This window comes from Microbispora sp. H10836, assembly GCF_012999525.1.
Classification (GTDB): domain Bacteria; phylum Actinomycetota; class Actinomycetes; order Streptosporangiales; family Streptosporangiaceae; genus Microbispora.
On the sequence record NZ_JABBWU010000021.1, the window covers coordinates 1 to 17,242 of the forward strand.

The 17,242-nt window shown below is 69.8% G+C and carries 15 protein-coding genes; 12 read left to right on the top strand and 3 right to left on the bottom strand.

Annotated elements, in window-relative coordinates:
* Positions 1-441: 441 nt before the first annotated feature.
* A complete protein-coding gene (locus tag HHX30_RS31055; protein WP_311922943.1) occupies positions 442-1,359 on the top strand; it encodes an endonuclease/exonuclease/phosphatase family protein in 918 nt (305 codons plus the stop codon).
* Positions 1,360-1,500: 141 nt separating this feature from the next.
* On the opposite strand, the gene HHX30_RS31060 is transcribed toward HHX30_RS31055, so the two are convergent.
* On the bottom strand, positions 1,501-2,304 hold the full coding sequence (locus tag HHX30_RS31060; RefSeq protein ID WP_169986337.1) for a helix-turn-helix domain-containing protein: 804 nt from the start codon (positions 2,302-2,304) through the stop codon (positions 1,501-1,503).
* A 116-nt stretch (positions 2,305-2,420) separates the two neighbouring features.
* On the opposite strand from HHX30_RS31060, the gene HHX30_RS31065 reads away from it, so the two are divergent.
* The 5 genes from HHX30_RS31065 (at position 2,421) to HHX30_RS31080 (ending at position 6,710) form a co-directional block, all read left to right on the top strand.
* Positions 2,421-2,843 carry a hypothetical protein gene (locus tag HHX30_RS31065; RefSeq protein ID WP_169986339.1) on the top strand — a complete coding sequence of 141 codons (423 nt, stop codon included), beginning with the start codon at positions 2,421-2,423 and terminating at the stop codon, positions 2,841-2,843.
* 125 nt (positions 2,844-2,968) lie between these two features.
* Complete coding sequence (locus HHX30_RS43835) at positions 2,969-3,484, top strand: alcohol dehydrogenase catalytic domain-containing protein (RefSeq protein WP_396705996.1); 516 nt, start codon at positions 2,969-2,971, stop codon at positions 3,482-3,484.
* Positions 3,369-3,887: a zinc-binding dehydrogenase gene (locus HHX30_RS40920; RefSeq protein WP_311922944.1), complete on the top strand. Its 519-nt coding sequence runs from the start codon at positions 3,369-3,371 to the stop codon at positions 3,885-3,887. Before HHX30_RS43835 ends, HHX30_RS40920 begins: the two co-directional genes overlap by 116 nt.
* Before the next feature lie 236 nt (positions 3,888-4,123).
* Positions 4,124-4,960: a prolipoprotein diacylglyceryl transferase gene (gene lgt / locus HHX30_RS31075; RefSeq protein WP_169986341.1), complete on the top strand. Its 837-nt coding sequence runs from the start codon at positions 4,124-4,126 to the stop codon at positions 4,958-4,960.
* A gap of 331 nt (positions 4,961-5,291) precedes the next feature.
* Positions 5,292-6,710: a cellulase family glycosylhydrolase gene (locus tag HHX30_RS31080; RefSeq protein ID WP_169986343.1), complete on the top strand. Its 1,419-nt coding sequence runs from the start codon at positions 5,292-5,294 to the stop codon at positions 6,708-6,710.
* Positions 6,711-6,829: 119 nt separating this feature from the next.
* Here the strand turns inward: HHX30_RS31080 and HHX30_RS42905 are convergent, their stop codons facing one another.
* Entirely contained in the window at positions 6,830-6,961 is a 132-nt protein-coding gene (locus tag HHX30_RS42905) for a hypothetical protein (protein ID WP_283246936.1), read from the bottom strand.
* Positions 6,962-7,744: 783 nt separating this feature from the next.
* Between HHX30_RS42905 and HHX30_RS31085 the strand changes: the two genes are divergently transcribed.
* From HHX30_RS31085 to HHX30_RS31110, 6 genes are all read left to right on the top strand, one after another.
* On the top strand, positions 7,745-9,250 hold the full coding sequence (locus HHX30_RS31085) for an endo-1,4-beta-xylanase (protein ID WP_169986346.1): 1,506 nt from the start codon (positions 7,745-7,747) through the stop codon (positions 9,248-9,250).
* Positions 9,251-9,741: 491 nt separating this feature from the next.
* On the top strand, positions 9,742-11,667 hold the full coding sequence (locus HHX30_RS31090; RefSeq protein ID WP_169986348.1) for a BTAD domain-containing putative transcriptional regulator: 1,926 nt from the start codon (positions 9,742-9,744) through the stop codon (positions 11,665-11,667).
* Between the two features lie 148 nt (positions 11,668-11,815).
* Positions 11,816-13,249, top strand: a complete 1,434-nt coding sequence (locus HHX30_RS31095) for an aminotransferase class III-fold pyridoxal phosphate-dependent enzyme (protein ID WP_169986350.1) — start codon at positions 11,816-11,818, stop codon at positions 13,247-13,249.
* Positions 13,231-14,271, top strand: a complete 1,041-nt coding sequence (locus HHX30_RS31100; protein WP_169986352.1) for an NAD-dependent epimerase/dehydratase family protein — start codon at positions 13,231-13,233, stop codon at positions 14,269-14,271. Before HHX30_RS31095 ends, HHX30_RS31100 begins: the two co-directional genes overlap by 19 nt.
* 15 nt (positions 14,272-14,286) lie before the next feature.
* Positions 14,287-15,270, top strand: a complete 984-nt coding sequence (locus tag HHX30_RS31105) for a UbiA prenyltransferase family protein (protein ID WP_169986354.1) — start codon at positions 14,287-14,289, stop codon at positions 15,268-15,270.
* Between the two features lie 21 nt (positions 15,271-15,291).
* A complete protein-coding gene (locus HHX30_RS31110) occupies positions 15,292-16,089 on the top strand; it encodes a BTAD domain-containing putative transcriptional regulator (protein ID WP_169986356.1) in 798 nt (265 codons plus the stop codon).
* On the opposite strand, the gene HHX30_RS31115 is transcribed toward HHX30_RS31110, so the two are convergent.
* Entirely contained in the window at positions 16,070-17,230 is a 1,161-nt protein-coding gene (locus HHX30_RS31115) for an endonuclease/exonuclease/phosphatase family protein (RefSeq protein ID WP_169986358.1), read from the bottom strand. The genes HHX30_RS31110 and HHX30_RS31115 overlap by 20 nt on opposite strands.
* Positions 17,231-17,242: the final 12 nt, after the last annotated feature.

The window sequence follows — 17,242 nt, forward strand, 5'->3', positions numbered from 1 at the left end:
CAGGCGTGGCTCCCGGCGTCCGACTAAAGCACGGCCTGAACGACCAAGGAGATACGACGTCAGCGAGCAACCACCCCGATTTTCAGGCCCGAACGGCCTGCTCCGCCAGGGGGAGATTGGAGACTAAAGCGGGTGCCGCAGGTTCGAATCCTGCCGGGGGCACTCACCAAATCTTCGGCACAGGTGCCTGTCTCCGACAGGCGCCTGTTTTCGTTTCCGGGAAGTTCCTCCGCCATCTCCGCGATTCGATCGTCTCGTAGTCCAGGGTGATTCGGATCAACGCCACCCCAAGGCGGGCGTCATAGCAAATCTCCAGGTGGAGGGCCATGAACAGCTCGCGCTGGAGCTCTTCGGGCAGCTCAGCGAGCTTCGCCTGGAGCATCGGGATCTTGCGGAGCAGATCGGATTGGTGGTCACGAGCGGGCCTGCGAAGATCGCCGCGTGCCGATCTTCCGTGTCGCCCTGGTCACCGTCGCGGTGCTGACCGCCGCCGTCCTGGCCTTCCCTCAGTTGATGCCGAACGGGATCGGTAATCTCGGCAGCCTGGTCGAGACGTTCCTGCCGTGGCTCGCGCTGGCCGTTCCCGTGCTGCTCGGCCTGGCCTGGTGGCGGCGCTCCGCGGCGGGTGCGCTGGCCGCGTTGCTGCCGGTCGCCGCCTGGTTCGCCCAGTTCGGCGGACACCTACTACCCCGAGGAGAACAGCCACATCACCTGGTCGCCGTGCAGCACAACGTCAGTGACGAAAACACCGACCCGGCCGGGACGGCGCGCACGCTGATCGCGGCCCGGCCGGATGTGATCGGCCTGGAGGAACTCCTGCCGGCAGCCCTGCCGGCCTGGGAGGCCGCGCTGCACGCCGAGTACCCGTATCGGACGGTGCACGGCACCGTCGGCCTCTGGTCCCGCTTCCCTCTCACCGAGACGGCCACGGTGGACATCCGCCCGCACGACGTCGGCCCGGACTGGAACCGCGGGCTGCGCGCCGTCGCCCGCACCCCGCACGGCGACCTCGCCGTCTACGTCGCCCACCTGCCCTCGGTACGCATCGGTGCAGGGGGATTCGACGCCGTACGCCGCGACGAAAGCGCCCACCGGCTCGGCGCGGTGCTGGCCGCCGAACCGCTCGACCGCATCCTTCTGCTGGGCGACCTCAACAGCACCGTCGACGACCGCGGGCTGCGCCCGGTCCTCTCGCTGATGGCAGCCCCACCCCGCGATTTCGCCTTCAGTTGGCCGGCCCGCGCCCCGCTGGCACGTATCGACCAGATCCTGACCCGCGCGATGGCGGTGACCGACATCCACCCGCTGCCGAGAACGGGCAGCGACCACCTGCCGATCACCGCCCACATCCGCCTGTGACCGATACGGCAGGTCGCATCTGAGCGCCGCCGACATCGCACTGGGCTACATCACGCAGCAGGAAGTCCACTTCTCGGCAGAGCCAGACGGATCCCGCACTCGGATCTCCGACGCCCGCCCAGCGGCGTCAGCGGATGGTGTTCACCACGTGACAAGCTCGGCCAGTGCGGCGCCGGTCGCTTCGTCGGCCGGTAGGAATGCTTCCAGTCGCAGTTCGGCGATGGTGACGTCGGTGGCGGTACCGAAGTGGGTGAGTGTGGTGATGAGCCGGAGTTCCCGGCTGTCCGGGTCGCTCGTGCGGAGTTGCAGCGGCACCGCGAAGCCGAGGTGATGTGGCGGCAGGTGCCGTGGACGCGGTGGCGCCAGGTCGGCGAGTTCCGCGGCGAGGCGGCGGAGCCGGTCGCTCGGGTTACGCAGGCTCTCGGCTTGGACGCGGTGGATGATGTGCCATGCCCACTCGTCGAGGTTGACGATGCGCGGCGCGAGACCTCGTGGGTGCAGCAGGACCTTGGGGACGCTCACCGGTGGGGCGAGCAGGTCCGGGTCGACCTCGCGAGTGATCACGTGGAACCCGGCGTTGGCCGAGATGAGGTCGCCGTGCCGGTCGACGATCACAGCCGGGTACGGCAGGTGGCCGTGGAGGACGCGATCAAGGGCGGTCCGGACTGGCGCCAACTGGGGGTCGTCCAGGTCGGTATGTGGGTACGCGGGCGCGAATCCCGCGGCGAGGAGCAGTTCGTTGCGTTCGCGGATCGGCACCTCCAGCGACTCGGCCAGCCGTATGATCATCGACCGGCCAGGGGTCGAGCGTCCGCTCTCGATGAAGCTGACGTGCCGTTGCGTGGTGCCGGCGCGCACCGCCAGTTCGAGTTGGCTGACGCGTCGGCGGGTGCGCCACGTGCGCAACGCGCCCGCGAGTCCGCCGCTCGCCGATTCGGTGATCATTCCTCCTGTGTACCGGGTTCAGTGCCGGCAGGCGATTCCCTGCGGGGAATTGTGGCGGCTCGCCGGGCGCAGCACAGTCGTGGTCGCAAACGACTATCCACGACCAAAGGATCATCATGGCCGACATCGACTTGAAGGACCTCACAGACCGCTACGTCGCCGTGTGGAGTGAACCCGACCCGGAACGTCGCCGCGCCGCCATCCGCGCACTGTGGTCCCCCGACGCGGTCCACGTCCTGCAGCCCCCTCAGGAGATGCGCCAGGCCGCTGAAGGGCTGGGGTTCGATCGTCTCGTCCTGGAGGCGCGCGGCCATGACGCACTGGAGGTCCGGGTGACGCGAGCCTACGAAGAATTCGTCGCCCCGGGCACCTTCGTTTTCCGGCCCTGCGGCGATGCCGAACAGCTCCACGACGTGGTCAAGTTCCACTGGGAGATGGTGGCTCGTGCCGGTGGCGATGTGGCCGGTATCGGGCTGGAGATCCTCATGCTCGGCGCGGGCGGTCGCATCGTCAGCGACTACCAGTTCATCGAGGGATGACCGCGATGACGGCGGCACTGCCATCGTCCGTCCGGAGCTACCACGTCAACAGCGGCGACGGCATCGATGGGCTGTCGCTGCGGACCCGCCGACCGCGCACGCCGGGCGTCGGCGAGGTCGCGGTCATGGTCCACGCCGTCTCGCTCAGCTTCCGCGATCTGCTGGTGCTGCGCGGGCAGTACGTGCTGCCGGTGAAGCCGGACGTCATCCCTGTTTCCGACGGTGCCGGGCAGGTCGTCGCCGTGGGCCCGGGTGTCCAGCGGGTGCGTCCGGGCGACCGGGTCACGGCTACGGTGTTCCCGCAGTGGCTGGACGGCCCCCTGCAGCCGTCATCCCTGCCACAACTGGGAGGCTCCCTCGACGGCATGCTCACCGAACTCGCCGTCATGCCGGAGCAGGCCCTCGTCCCCCATCCCCGAGCACCTTTCCTACTCCTACGCCGAGGCAGCGACGTTGCCGTGTGCCGCGGTCACGGCGTGGAACTCGCTGACCGGGGACGGTCCTGGGATCCGGCCAGGGCACACGGTGCTGACCACCGGATCGGGCGGCGTATCGCTGTTCGCGGTACAACTGGGCAAGCTGCTCGGCGCGAAGGTGATCGCCACGACCGGCCAGGCGGACAAGGAGCAGCGCCTTCGTGAGCTGGGCGCCGACGAGGTCGTCAACTACCGTGCCGTTCCCGACTGGCACACCGCGGTCCGCGACATCACCGGCGGTCGCGGCGTCGACCGGGTAGTCGACACCGCCGGGACCCTGGAACAGTCGCTGAAGTCGCTTGCCATCAACGGACACGTCGCCTTCGTGGGGTCCGTTTCCGGTAATTGGCCTCCCCTCGACCCTCGCCTGTTGTTCGGTGTCGCCGGGACGGTCCGGGCGTTGGCCGTCGGCAGCTACGCGCAGTTCACCCGGCTGAACGAGATCATCGCCGCGCACCGGCTTCGGCCCGTCATCGACCGGGTGTTCCCGTTCGAGGAAGCCGGCGCGGCGCTCCGCTACTACGAATCGACCAACCAGTTCGGAAAGGTCGTCATCGGAATCCGATAACCGGCGTGCGTGGCGGCGCAATCCGCCACGCACGCGCCGCCTGGCGCTCCGTTGCCGTCGAACAACCGGTTCGCCGACCGGTACGACGCCTCACTCAGCGCCGTGAAGCTCGCAGTCGGGATGTTGAGGACCAAGGGCCGCAACTCGCGGTTTTCTCCGAATTCTCTGAGACCTGATTTTTTGCGGTCAGGTCACGAAGGCGGCCGGCCGGCCTCGCGTTGACTAGCCTCACCGGCATGCCCCTTGCCTCGATACCCAGCCCTTCCGAAGGGGTCTGGTATCTCGGATTCATCCCGATCCGGGCCTACGCATTGTGCTTCGTCGTCGCGATCGTCTTCGGCACCTGGCTCAGCGAACGCCGCTGGCGCGCCCGCGGCGGCGAGAAGAGCGCGATCAGCGACATCGCGGTTCCCGGAGTGATTTTCGGCCTGATCGGCGCTCGTCTCTACCACGTCATCACCGACTGGCAGACCTACTTCGGCCCGCGCGCGATCAAGGAGCCGTACCGGGCGCTGTTCATCTGGGAAGGCGGGCTCAGCATCTGGGGCGCGGTCGCCCTGGGAGGCGTGGGTGTGTGGCTGGCCTGCCGCCGCCGGGGGCTGCCTCTGGGCGCCGTGGCCGACGCGATCGCGCCCGGCCTCGCGTTCGGGCAGGCCATCGCCCGGTGGGGCAACTGGTTCAACCAGGAGCTGTACGGCGGCCCGACGACGCTGCCGTGGGGCCTGGAGATCGACCAGGCGCACGGCGGCGAGCCGGGCGTGCTCTACCACCCGACGTTCCTGTACGAGTCGCTGTGGGACGCGGCTCTCGGTTTCGGACTGATCCTGGCCGGCAGGCGGTTCACGCTGCGCCACGGCCGCCTGTTCGCCCTCTACGTCGCCGGCTACACGTTCGGGCGTTTCTGGATCGAAGGGCTGCGGGTCGACCCGGTGGGCGGAGTGGATCACGCGGTGACGCTCCTGGGGCTGCGGATCAACCAGTGGACCTCGATCGCGCTGTTCGCCGGCGCGCTGGTCTACCTCTGGATGACTCGTAACAAGGAAGACGAACGGATTCCGGCACCGGCCCCCTGATCGCCGTATCCGCCCGTCCTTGCGGGAAGCAGGAGGGCTGAAACATTCATCGCCGTTGTGACGGCCGGTCTTCCCCATGCTTCCGCGAAGCGCCTGTTCGAACGGCATTCCACGCGGCGAGGCGAGAACAGGGCAAACCCTCACCTCGTTGACTCGCCCCTCCTCGCCGGGATTGGCTCACCGCGGCAGAGCACCATCCGCGGACATCGGCGTCGCGAAACGTCAGCGCCAGGACACCGCTCCGCGCCGGCGCCGGTCCTCAACTGGTGTTCCACCAGGGCGTATTCGTCGCCCCGAGGAAACGTCACATCTCGGAAAGTGGAAAACATCTATGCGACAAGTCAGCTCTTTGCGCCGCCGGTTGAGCCTGTCGGCCGCCGCCGTCGCCGCGCTGGTGGCGGCCGGTACCGGTGTGGCCGGCACGCACGCCGCGTCGGCCGCCGCGGCCGGGTGCCAGGTCGGCTACACGGTCACCAACCAATGGCAAGGAGGCTTCGGCGCGAGCGTCAGCGTCCGCAACCTCGGTGACCCGATCAACGGCTGGAAGCTGACCTGGTCGTTCCCCGCCGGGCAGACCATCACCCAGCTGTGGAACGGCACCCACACCCAGTCCGGCTCCCAGGTCACGGTGACCAACCTCTCCTACAACGGCGGCCTCCCCACCGGAGGCAGCACGGAATTCGGGTTCAACGGCAGCTGGAACGGCTCCAACCCGGTGCCGTCCGGCTTCGCCCTGAACGGCGTGACCTGCACCGGCGGCGTCACGTCCGCCAGCCCGTCTCCCTCTCCTTCGTCCTCTCCCACGCGCTCACCCTCGCCCTCGCCGAGCCCCAGCGTCACGCCGGGCACCGGCACTCCCGTCGAACGGCACGGCCAGCTGCACGTCTGCGGCACCACCATGTGCGACAAGAACAACGCGAAGGTCCAGCTTCGCGGCGTGAGCAGCATGTGGCTCAACTGGGAGACCGCGCCGTACGCCGAGAACCTGTCCGCGCTGAAGTGGATGCGGGACAACTGGAACCTGCAGGTGTTCCGGGCCGCGATGGGCGTGGAGCCGGCCGGCGCCTACCTGAGCGACCCGAACAAGGCCCGCTCGCAGGTGGAAACGATCATCAACAACGCCGTCGCCGCCGGGGTGTACGTGATCGTGGACTTCCACGCGCATGAGGCCCACAAGGAGCAGGCGCAGGCGGTGGCGTTCTTCTCCGACCTGGCCAAGCGCTACGGTCACCTGCCCAACGTCATCTGGGAGGACTGGAACGAGCCGCTGCAGCTCAGCTGGACCGGCGTGCTGAAGCCGTACCACCAGGCGGTCGTGTCCGCGATCCGCGCCGCCGACCCGGACAACATCATCGTGCTGGGCACCCCGACCTGGTCGCAGGACGTGGACACCGCGGCGACCAGCCCGGTCTCCGGCACCAACCTGATGTACACGCTGCACTTCTACTCGTGCACGCACGGCGCCTCCCTGCGCGCCAAGGGCGACGCGGCGATCAGGGCGGGACTGCCGCTGTTCGTCACCGAGTGGGGCGCGAGCAACGCGGACGGCGGCCTCGACGGCAGGGTCTGCCTCGACGAGGCGCAGACCTGGATCAACTGGATGAAGGCGAACGGCATCTCCTGGGCCGCCTGGAAGCTCGACGTCGGCACCGACTCCACCAACATCCTCTCCCCCGGCGCGCCGGTCACCGGCGGGTGGAACAACTACCTGCACGGCCACGCACCGTTCGTCGTCGCCAACATGAAGTAAGGCGACGTTCCCCCAACGCTGTCGGCCCCGCCCTCACAGGCGGGGCCGATCGGCACGTGTCACGGCTGCCCGCGGTGGACAACGGATCTCGCCCGCTTGCAACCGCGGGTGGCGTGGGCTCAGAGCAGGGTCTCCGCTATCCACCGCACGATGCCCGTGAACTCGGTGACGGCGCTCGCCAGATCGTTCTCGGCGGTCGGCCGATCGGTCTGGGGGTCGTAACCTTCCAGCCCGGTCTCCTCCTCGACCACGCGCGCGAGCCGGTACGCCTTGGTCAGTACGGCGACCGCCTCCTCGGCGGCGGTCAGCGCACACCCTCAGCGGCCGGATGCCCGGGAGCGCGAACCCTGCCGCGCAGCCCACGGCGGCGAAGACCGGTAGAGCGGGCCGGTTGGTGGCACGGCCCGGCGGACTCGCGCCGGCATCGGCAGCGGACCGAGGACATGGTGTCTGTCCGGGTCACGCGGCCTCCGGTCGCCGCAGTCCTACGTTCAATGATTGTTAACGTTCACATTTCACATGTCGTACACAGTCGCCTCTCCCTCGGATGGGTGGAGGTGGTGGTGGCCGGAGCAAATCCGAGGCCGGGATGCGCTGTCAAGTGGCCCGCCGCCCGCCGGGCCGGCCCACATGGGTGCGATGCGCCCATCTGGGCATCGAGATCACCGTCGCCGGACGCTCGTCGCATCAAGTTGAAAGTTTCATCGTTCACGACCTCGGCCGACACCGGCCCAGCCCTTGTCACGGGCCCGCGACAACGACGCCCTCGAAAAGATTTCGTGCTCTGGACATGTACGAGACCTCCTCGTGAGACGAAGATGCCGAAACTTTTCTAAATAGTCTTGACACATTTCGGCGCGATTCCCACACTGAGTCCCCAAGGCGGTCCCCCTGCCCGGTGGTGGTGCACTGCAGGGGGCCCGCGCTTACGACGCCCTCGTGGTGTGCGTTCCCGACGACGGAGCGCGGCGTCGATTCCACGGGATCCCCCCGTGTGTCCCCCTATTCGTTCGTTCAGCCATGGAGGCTCAGGCATGGGCGCAAACGCCTTACCCCCGTCTGGAAGCCCGCGATCCACCAACAGCTGGCGCCGGGCCCTGGTCGCCGGCGCGATCGGCGTGCTCGGCGCGGCCTCGGCACTGGTGACGGTGTCGGTTCCCGCCGACGCGGCGGCCAGCACGCTGGCCGCGGCGGCCCAGCAGAGCGGCCGCTACTTCGGCACCGCCATCGCCTCGGGCAAACTCGGTGACGGGACCTACACCGGCATCGCGAACCGTGAGTTCGACATGATCACGGCCGAGAACGAGATGAAGATCGACGCGACCGAGCCGAACCAGAACCAGTTCAACTTCACCAACGCCGACCGCATCTACAACTGGGCGACCCAGAACGGCAAGAAGATGCGCGGCCACACCCTGGCCTGGCACTCCCAGCAGCCCGACTGGATGCGGAACATGTCCGGCAATTCGCTGCGCCAGGCGATGATCAACCACATCAACGGCGTCCTGAACCACTACAAGGGCAAGATCCCCTACTGGGACGTGGTCAACGAGGCCTACGACGACAACAACGGCGGCCGCCGCGACTCCAACCTCCAGCGCACCGGCAACGACTGGATCGAGGTCGCCTTCCGCACCGCGCGCGCCGCCGACCCGTCCGCCAAGCTCTGCTACAACGACTACAACATCGACAACTGGACCTGGGCCAAGACGCAGGGCGTCTACAACATGGTCAAGGACTTCAAGCAGCGCGGCGTGCCGATCGACTGCGTCGGCCTGCAGTCGCACTTCAACAGCCAGAGCCCGTACAACAGCAACTACCGCACCACCATCTCCCAGTTCGCCGCCCTCGGCGTGGACGTGGCCATCACCGAGCTGGACATCCAGGGCGGGTCGGCCTCGACCTACGCCAGCGTCGTCAACGACTGTCTGGCCGTCTCCCGCTGCATCGGCATCACCGTGTGGGGCGTGCGTGACAGCGACTCCTGGCTCGGCGCGAACACCAGCCCGCTGCTGTTCGACAGCAACGGCAACAAGAAGGCCGCGTACACCTCGGTGCTGAACGCCCTCAACGCCGCCTCGCCGAACCCCCCCACCTCGCCCAGCCCCGGCACGTCGCCCAGCCCGGGCACCTCGCCCACTCCCGGTGGCGGCAACGGCAGCGGACCGATCCGCGGTGTCGCCTCCGGGCGATGCCTGGACGTGCCGAACGCGAGCACCTCGGACGGCACCGCCCTGCAGATCTGGGACTGCAACGGCCAGACCAACCAGACCTGGAGCTCCACCTCTGCCGGTGAGATCCGCGTGTACGGCAACAAGTGCCTCGACGCGGCCGGCACCGGCAACGGCGCCAAGATCCAGATCTACTCCTGCTGGGGCGGCGACAACCAGAAGTGGCGCGTCAACTCCGACGGCAGCATCCAGGGCGTCCAGTCCGGGCTGTGCCTCGACGCCGTCGGCGCCGGCACCGGCAACGGCACCCAGCTCCAGCTGTACTCCTGCCACGGCGGCAACAACCAGAAGTGGACCTGGAACCGATAACCAGGCCCTGACGGGCGAGCCGACCCGGCACGTCACCTGGTCCACGGCCCGCCACGCCGGTCCCTGCCGACGTGGCGGACGGCCCGACGATCCGGATCGATCTCACCCCTGACATCTCCCCGGCCTCCGGTGCGGCGCGATCCGCCGCACCGGAGGCCGTTTCATTGCCAGGACCCCGGCCCGCATTGCTCCACCCGGCCCGAGTCGAATTAAATACCGGCTCTTTCCCGGCACCGGCACCGCAGTCGACCCCTAGAATGCGGGCCGATCCCCGCGCCGATATAAATAAGGAAAGTCCGTAACACCACATGCCCACTCGCTGTTCATGCAATTCCGGCGGGCCCGGAATTCGTATGACGTAATAGCATTATTCCTTTTACGTGAGTACCGCCCGCAGGCCGATTCTCTCGATCATAGTTCCCAACAAATCAGCCTTTATCGGCATTTGTACGGTTCCTGTCGGTGAACGTCGGGCACTGCAGGGTGATCACATGGATTTCAAGATCCTCGGACCGATCGAAGTCCGTACCTCCCACGGGACGCCGATCCCGCTCGGGCGGCGCAAACAGCGGGTTCTGCTCGCCGCCCTGCTGCTCAACGCCGGCAGGGCGATCCCGAGCAAACGGATGCTCGACTGGCTGTGGGGCGAACGGGCTCCCGCCGCCGCCGAGTCGAACCTGTACACCTACATCTCCGCGCTGCGCAGGGTGCTCGGCACCCCGTCCCGCATCGAGGCGGGCTGTAACGGGTACGTGCTGCGGGTCACGCCCGGCGAGATCGACGTGACGTTGTTCGAGGACCTTGCCGAGCAGGGCCTGCGCGCGCTGTCCGAGGGGCGGCACGACACCGCGCTCGAACGGCTGACCCGGGCCCTCGGCCTGTGGCGCGGCGAGTCCGTCCTGGAGGGGTTGCCCCTGCCCGCACCGCTGCGCGGCGAGGCGGCGCGCCTGGAGCGGCTGAGGGCCGTCGTCGTGGACGCCTCGCTGGAGGCCCGGCTCGCGCTCGGCCGGCACGGCGAGATGCTCGCCGATCTGGAGACCCTCACCAGCAGGGACCCGTTGAACGAGCGCCTCCGGGCGCACCTCATGCTGGCTCTGTACCGCTCCGGACGCCGGGCGGACGCGCTGGCGGCGTACCAGCGCGCGCGGGGGGTGCTCGCCGCCGAGCTCGGCATCGACCCCGGCCCGGACCTGCGGCGCATGCACCAGCGCATCCTCGCGGACGACCCCGCCCTGGCGCCGCCCGAGGCGAGCGCCGCCCTCAGATCCCCCGCCCCGGCCGAGCTGCCCATCGACTGCCGGGCCTTCACCGGCAGGACCGCCGAGATCGCCCGCCTGCGGGCGGCGCTGACCTCGGCCGGCCCGGGCGCGGTCGCGGTCTCGGCGATCACGGGCGCGGCGGGAGCGGGCAAGTCGGCGCTGGCCGTACACGTCGCCCACCAGGTCGCGGACCACTTCCCGGACGGGCAGCTCTACGTGGACCTGCACGGCTGCACACCGGACGTCGCACCGCTGAACCCCGCCGACGTGCTGGCCCGCCTGCTGCGCTCCCTCGGCGACGACAGGGCCGTCCGGCCCGACGTGGACGAGGTGGCGGCGCGGTTCCGTTCGCTGACCGGCGGCAGGCACCTGCTGCTCCTGCTCGACAACGCCTGCGACGCCGCGCAGGTTCGCCCGCTGTTGCCGGCGAGTCCCACCTGCCGGGTGCTGATCACGGCCCGCAGGACGCTTACCTCGTTGGACGCCGTGTCGCATTTTCCCCTCGGCGTCATGACCGAGGACGAGACCTGCATGCTGCTCGGGCGCCTGATCGGGCCGGAACGCGTCGCCGCCGACCCGCGGGCGGCGCGCGCCATCGTGCGGCTGTGCGGAGGGCTGCCGCTGGCGGTCCGGATCGCCGCCGCCCGGCTGATCGCCCGGCCGGGCCTGTCGCTGCGCGCCCTGGCGGACCGGCTCGCGGTGGAGGACCACCGCCTGTCCGAACTCCAGACCGACGACCGGGCCGTGCGGCCGTGCTTCATGACGAGCTACCGGAGGCTCGATCCCGAGTCCTCCCGCATGTTCCGGCTGCTCAGCCTGGCCGGCGGCTCTGCCGTCAGCGTCGCGGCCGCCGCGGCCCTGGCCGACCGCACGGAGCCGCGCACCGCCGACCTGCTGGACCGCCTCGCCGACGCGCACCTTCTCGAGGCGTGTGACCAGGACTGGTACGGCATGCACGACCTGCTCCGCCTGTTCGCGCGCGAGCGGGCCCGGGAGGAGGAGACCGAGGAGGACCAGGCGCAGGCCGTGCGGCGGTTGCTGCGCAGCATCTGGTCGTCGTCCGGTCCGCCGGCCCGCGGCGACCGCGAGCGGCTGAGACCGGTGAGTCACCCGGCCCACGGGAAATCCTCCGCGGGAACCGTGAGATCCGACCGATAATTCGCGGCGGCCGATTCCGGCCGCTTTTTCTTTCCGTCGTCCCGCTCCTCAACGCCGACCTACACGCGTTCGTATGGGGCGGGGTGTGGTCGCTTTCACCACCATTGACCACGTGCAATTTCCTAGCACGTAAGGGGATGGGCGTAACGTGTCTGAACTGATCGGCCTCGACGCGTGTGAGAACCTCACCGTGAAACAGGTCCAGGACCTGTACAAGAAGTACGTCAGCCGCAGTCAGGTCAATCTCATGACCTCCTTCGGCTTCGGCCGGGAACTCGTCGAGCGCGCGGAGGGCGCCTGGATCTGGACCCGCGACGGGCGAAAGGTCCTCGACGTCACCGGCGGGGTCGGGGTGCTCAACCACGGCCACAACCACCCCCGCATCCTGGAGGTGCGGCGCCGGTTCGCCGAGCGGCGGCGCATGGAGGTGCACAAGGCGTTCTTCTCGCCGTACGTGGCCGCGCTGAGCCACAACATGGCCGAAGTGCTGCCGGGCGACCTGAACATCTCCTACTTCCCGAACTCGGGCGCGGAGGCCAACGAGGGCGCCGTCAAGTTGGCGTACAAGTACCACGAGGGGCGGCGCAACACGATCCTGCGCTCCGACATCAGCTTCCACGGCAAGACCCTCGGCGCGGGGAGCCTGACGGGCTCGGCCGAGAACTCCTTCCGCTTCCCCGGCCTTCCGGGCATCGCCGTGTACCCCTACGGCGACGTCGCGGCCGTCCGCGAGCTGATCGAGAACGCCCGAACCCCGGACGGGAAGTGCGACGTCTACGCGATCATGGCCGAGCCGTACAGCGCGTCGAGCATGCGCTGCTGGTCCGAGGCGGACCTGTACGAGTTGCGACGGCTCTGCGACGCGAACGACATCATGCTCATCTTCGATGAGGTCTACACGGGATGGGGTAAGACGGGCAGCCTCTTCTACTTCATGCGCTACCCCGACCTGCTGCCCGACATCCTCGTGTACTCCAAGTCGCTCGGCGGCGGGAAGGCGTCGATCTCCGGATACACCGCGCGTGAGCCGATCTTCCGCAAGGCGTACGACCGTCTCTCCGACGTCATCCTGCACAGCACGACCTACTACGGGTTCGGCGAGGAGACCGTCACCGCCATCGAGGCGATCAACATCGCCATCGAGGAGGACTACCCCGCCAGGGCGCGGCAGATCGAGCGTGTCCTGGGGCCCGGCCTGGAGAACATCGCCAAGCGCCATCCCGACGTGGTCGGCCGCGTGAGCGGCGTGGGCGCGCTGTGGGGGGTGTTCCTCGGCGGCGGCCCCAGGGTGCTCGACCTGGCCGGCAAGCTCGCGCCCGGCTTCTCCCACGATCCGCGGTTCCGCACCAAGTTGATCACTCTCTCGGTGATCGCGGACCTCTACCGCGAGCACGGAATCGTCTCCTACTACAGCCCGAACGCCGACAATCCCCTCGTCGTCGCGCCGACCCTCGTCATCGAACCCGAAGAGGTCGAATTCTTCCTGGAGAGCCTCGACAAGACGCTGTCCAAGGGCCTGCCGCGGCTGCTCAGCCGGTTCGTACGAGAGAAGGTGGGGTCGCGGTGGTCCAGCGGGTCGTAGTCACCGGCAGCGCCGGAATGCTCGGCGGCAACCTGGCCCGCCGGCTCGTCATGGATGGACACGACGTGCTCGGGGTGGACCTGCGCCCGCAGGCCGACCCGCTGCTCGCGGCGCGGCACCGGTGCGGCGACGTACGCGACCTGGGGCTGTTGCGCGGGGCGATGACCGGGGCGGACGTGGTCGTCCACTGCGCCGGCGCGCTGCCGAGCTACCCCGCCGAGCAGATCCACGACCTGATCGTCGGGGGCACCCACACCGTCCTGGAGGCGGCGCGCCTGGCCGGCGTGGAGCGGATGGTCCACATCTCCTCCACGGCCGTGTACGGGCTGCCGACGCTCGTGCCCACGCCCGAGGATCACCCGCGCGAGCCGGTCGACCCCTACACGAGGGCGAAGGCCGAGGCGGAGGAACTGGCCGAGAAGTACCGCGCCGGGGGGATGTGCCTGCCCATCCTGCGCCCCAAGACCTTCCTCGGCCCCGGCCGGATGGGCCTGTTCGCGATGCTCTTCGAATGGGCCGAGGAGGGGCGCAACTTCCCCGTCCTCGGCAGGGGCGACAAGCGCGTGCAGATGTTCGCCGTCGAGGACCTGGTGGACGCCATCGTCGGCGTCCTCGACGCGCCGGCCGACGTCGCCAACGACACCTACAACCTGGCGGCCGCCGAATTCGGCACGCTGCGCGAGGACTTCCAGGCGGTGCTCGACGCGGCCGGCCACGGCAGGCGGGTCGTCTCGGTGCCCGCCGGCCCGGCCCTGGCCGGGCTCCGGCTGCTGGAACGCACCCGGCTGTCCCCGGTGTACGGACGGCTGGTGCGCAAGCTGCTCGCCGACTCCTACGTCAGCATCGACAAGGCCCGTGAACGGCTCGGTTTCCGTCCGCGGCTGTCCAACCGGGACGCCATCCTCCGTACGTACGCGTGGTGGCGGGAACAGCGCGCGGCCGGGTCGGCGCGCGGCGCGGGCCAGACGAGCCGCGACGCGTGGCGGCAGGGCGCGCTGGCGCTGGCGAAAGTCTTCTTCTGAGCTGACGGGGAGAGCATGCGCGTCGTCGAATCGGCAGACCTTCCAGACAGCCCGGAGCGTCCGCAACAGGCGCAGGACCGGGTCGTGCGGACCCGGACCCGCCTGGTCGCGGACCTCGCCGGCCTGATCCGCCCGTCCCACGCGGCCAAGGCGATCCTCCTCGTCCCCGTGGCGCTCATCGGCGCACCCTCCTACGGCCTGGCCGAGGTGGCGGGCGTCGTCTCGGCCACGGTGGCCTTCATGGTCGCCTCGGCCGCCGTCTACATCGGCAACGACATCGCCGACCGGCACCGCGACCGGCACCATCCCGTCAAGCGCCACCGCCCCATCGCGGCCGGCCGGGTGGGTGTGCTGACCGCGGGCGCCTGCTGCGCCGTCCTGCTGGCGCTGCTCGCCGTGATCGTCGCCCAGGCCCCGGCGTCGTACTGGCCGGTGCTGGTGTATCTCCTGCTCAACGTCGCCTACAGCCGCTTCCTCAAGCACCTGCCGCTCATCGACGTGGGGACGGTGGCGGCCGGCTTCGTCCTGCGCGTCGTGCAGGGGTTCGAGGTGACCGGAGGCCGGGCGCCCGCCTGGCTGCTGATCACGGTGTTCTCGATGTCCCTGCTGCTGCTGCTCGGCAAGCGCCGCCAGGAGCTGCTGCACGGCGGATCCGTACACCGGCCCGCGCTGCGCGGCTACTCGATGGAGCTGACCAACTGGCTGCTCCAGATCGCCTCCGTGCTCGCCCTCGTCTCCGGCCTGATGTACCTGCGTGACGAGGGCCCGTTCGGACCCCAGCACGGTCAGACGGCGATGATGCTGTCCACGCCGTTCGCGCTGTTCGCGCTCTTCCGATACCTGCAGATCCAGCTGATGGACAAGGAGGGCGGTGACCCGGTCCGCATCCTGCTGCGCGACCGCGTCATGGTCGCGAACTCGATGGTGTGGGCCACGACCCTGGGTGTGACGCTCGTGCTCGTCCACCACCCGTCCCTGGCGGCCGCCCTCTCGTTGTGAGAGCGACATGGAAGGAAGCCGATGGACGTCCGCTTGTTGGGACCGGTCGAGGTCACCCTGGACGGCCGCCGCGTCCCGCTGGGACCACCCCAGCGGCACGCGGTGCTGGCCGCCCTGGCGGTCGACGCCGACCGCCCCGTGTCGCTCCGTACGATGATCGAGCGGGTCTGGGACGACCCGCCGGACCGGGCGACCGACTCGGTGTACGCCCACATAGCCCGGCTGCGGCAGGCGCTGACCGGGACCGGGGTCGCCATCGAGCGCCGCGGCGGCGGGTACGCGCTCGAGGTCGACCCCGAGCGGGTGGACGCCCATCGGTTCCGCCGGCTGACCAGGCAGGCGCAGAACGCCCGTGACGACGCCGTACGGGCCGCGCTGCTGGCCGAGGCCATGGAGCTGTGGCGCGGCGCGCCGCTGACCGGCGTTCCGGGCGACTGGGCCGCCCGCATGCGGTACAGCATCGAGCAGCAGTTCGTCGGCGCCCTCGCCACCTGGGCCCAGGCGCACCTGCGCCAGGGCCGCCCCGACATGGTGGTCGCCGAACTAACCCCGCTGGTGCCGCACTACCCGCTCGCGGAGCCCCTCGCGAACATGCTGATGCGCGGCCTGTGGGCCCTCGGCCGCACCGCGGAGGCGGTGGCCCTGTACGCCCGTCTTCGCGGGTATCTCGCCGACCGCCTGGGCGTCGAGCCGGGGCCCGAGCTGCGCGCGCTGCACCTGCGGATGCTGCGCGGCGACGCGGAACCGCTCGTGCGGACGGGCCTGCGGGCTCAGCCGCGCGACCTGCTGCTGGCCCAGGTCACCGAGTCAGTGAGATGACCAGACGCTGGCCGCTGTGGTCGGACTGGCCCTGCGAGGGGACCAGCCGATACTCGTGTACGGCGACCTCCGGGGTGGTGAACGCCCAGTCGATCCGCCACAGGGGCCACCGGTCGTCCCAGGTGGCGGGGTAGAGGGAGTCGATCGCGGGGGCGGCGTCGGTCAGCCGCTGCGGCAGCAGGCGCAGGATGCCCATGGCCGGGGAGGCGTTGAAGTCCCCGGCCAGGAAGGCCGGCAGCGGGTTCGCCCGGACGTCGGCCGCGAGCGCGCGGAGGTTGGCCTTGCGCGCCTCATGCTGGGTGCGGTTGAGGCGGCGGGGGTCCAGGCCCGGCGGCGACGAGTCGACGGGCGTGTTGATGTGCGTGTTGTAGAACGAGACGGTCCTGCCGCCGACGCGCAGGTCCGTGCGCAGCGTCTTCACCGTGTGGAAGCCGGGCCAGCCGGAGCCGGGCGGCACGGGCGTGTCGCGGCCGTCCTCCAGCCACGGGCGCAGGTCGAGGCCGCGCTGCGCGACGATCGGGAAGCGCGACAGCGTCACGAGCTCGCCCACGGTGGCGACGTGGTAGCCCGGGAACTCGCGGCGCAGCCTGTCGAGGTCGTTCACCCGGATCGGCCGGGAGTCGGCGCCGAAGTAGACGTACTCCTGCAGCAGGAGCACGTCGGCGCGCTGGGCCCGCAGATAGCGGTAGAAAGCCTCGACGTCCCGCCGGGGCGTGCCGGTGGGCGGGGGCTTCGGCTGTCCGCCCACCGCCGGCTGGTCCCAATACCAGGTGTTCCAGGAGAACACGCTGATCGCGTCCGGCGGAGCCGGAGTGGCGCGGTGCCACAAGGAGGCGAGGTTGAGCCCACCGGCGCCCCCGCCCAGCACCAGTGACACCAGAGCCATCGCGACGGCCGTACGGCGCGCGCGACGCGCCACCGCGACCGCCGCGAGGAGCACGACGGGAACGGCCGCGAACGCCAGCGGGGGGACGAGCTCGGGGACCTGCCACCACCAGACCCGGCCCGACAGCGCGCGGTGCAGCCCGGCGAACATCAGCCAGGCCGCCGCCGCCGGCATCACCACCGGGATCCTCCGGCGGGCCCTCGGAGTGCGCAGGGACCCGCCGGGTCGCGTCGCGACCCGCGTGCCGTCGGTCATGCGCCGCGCCCC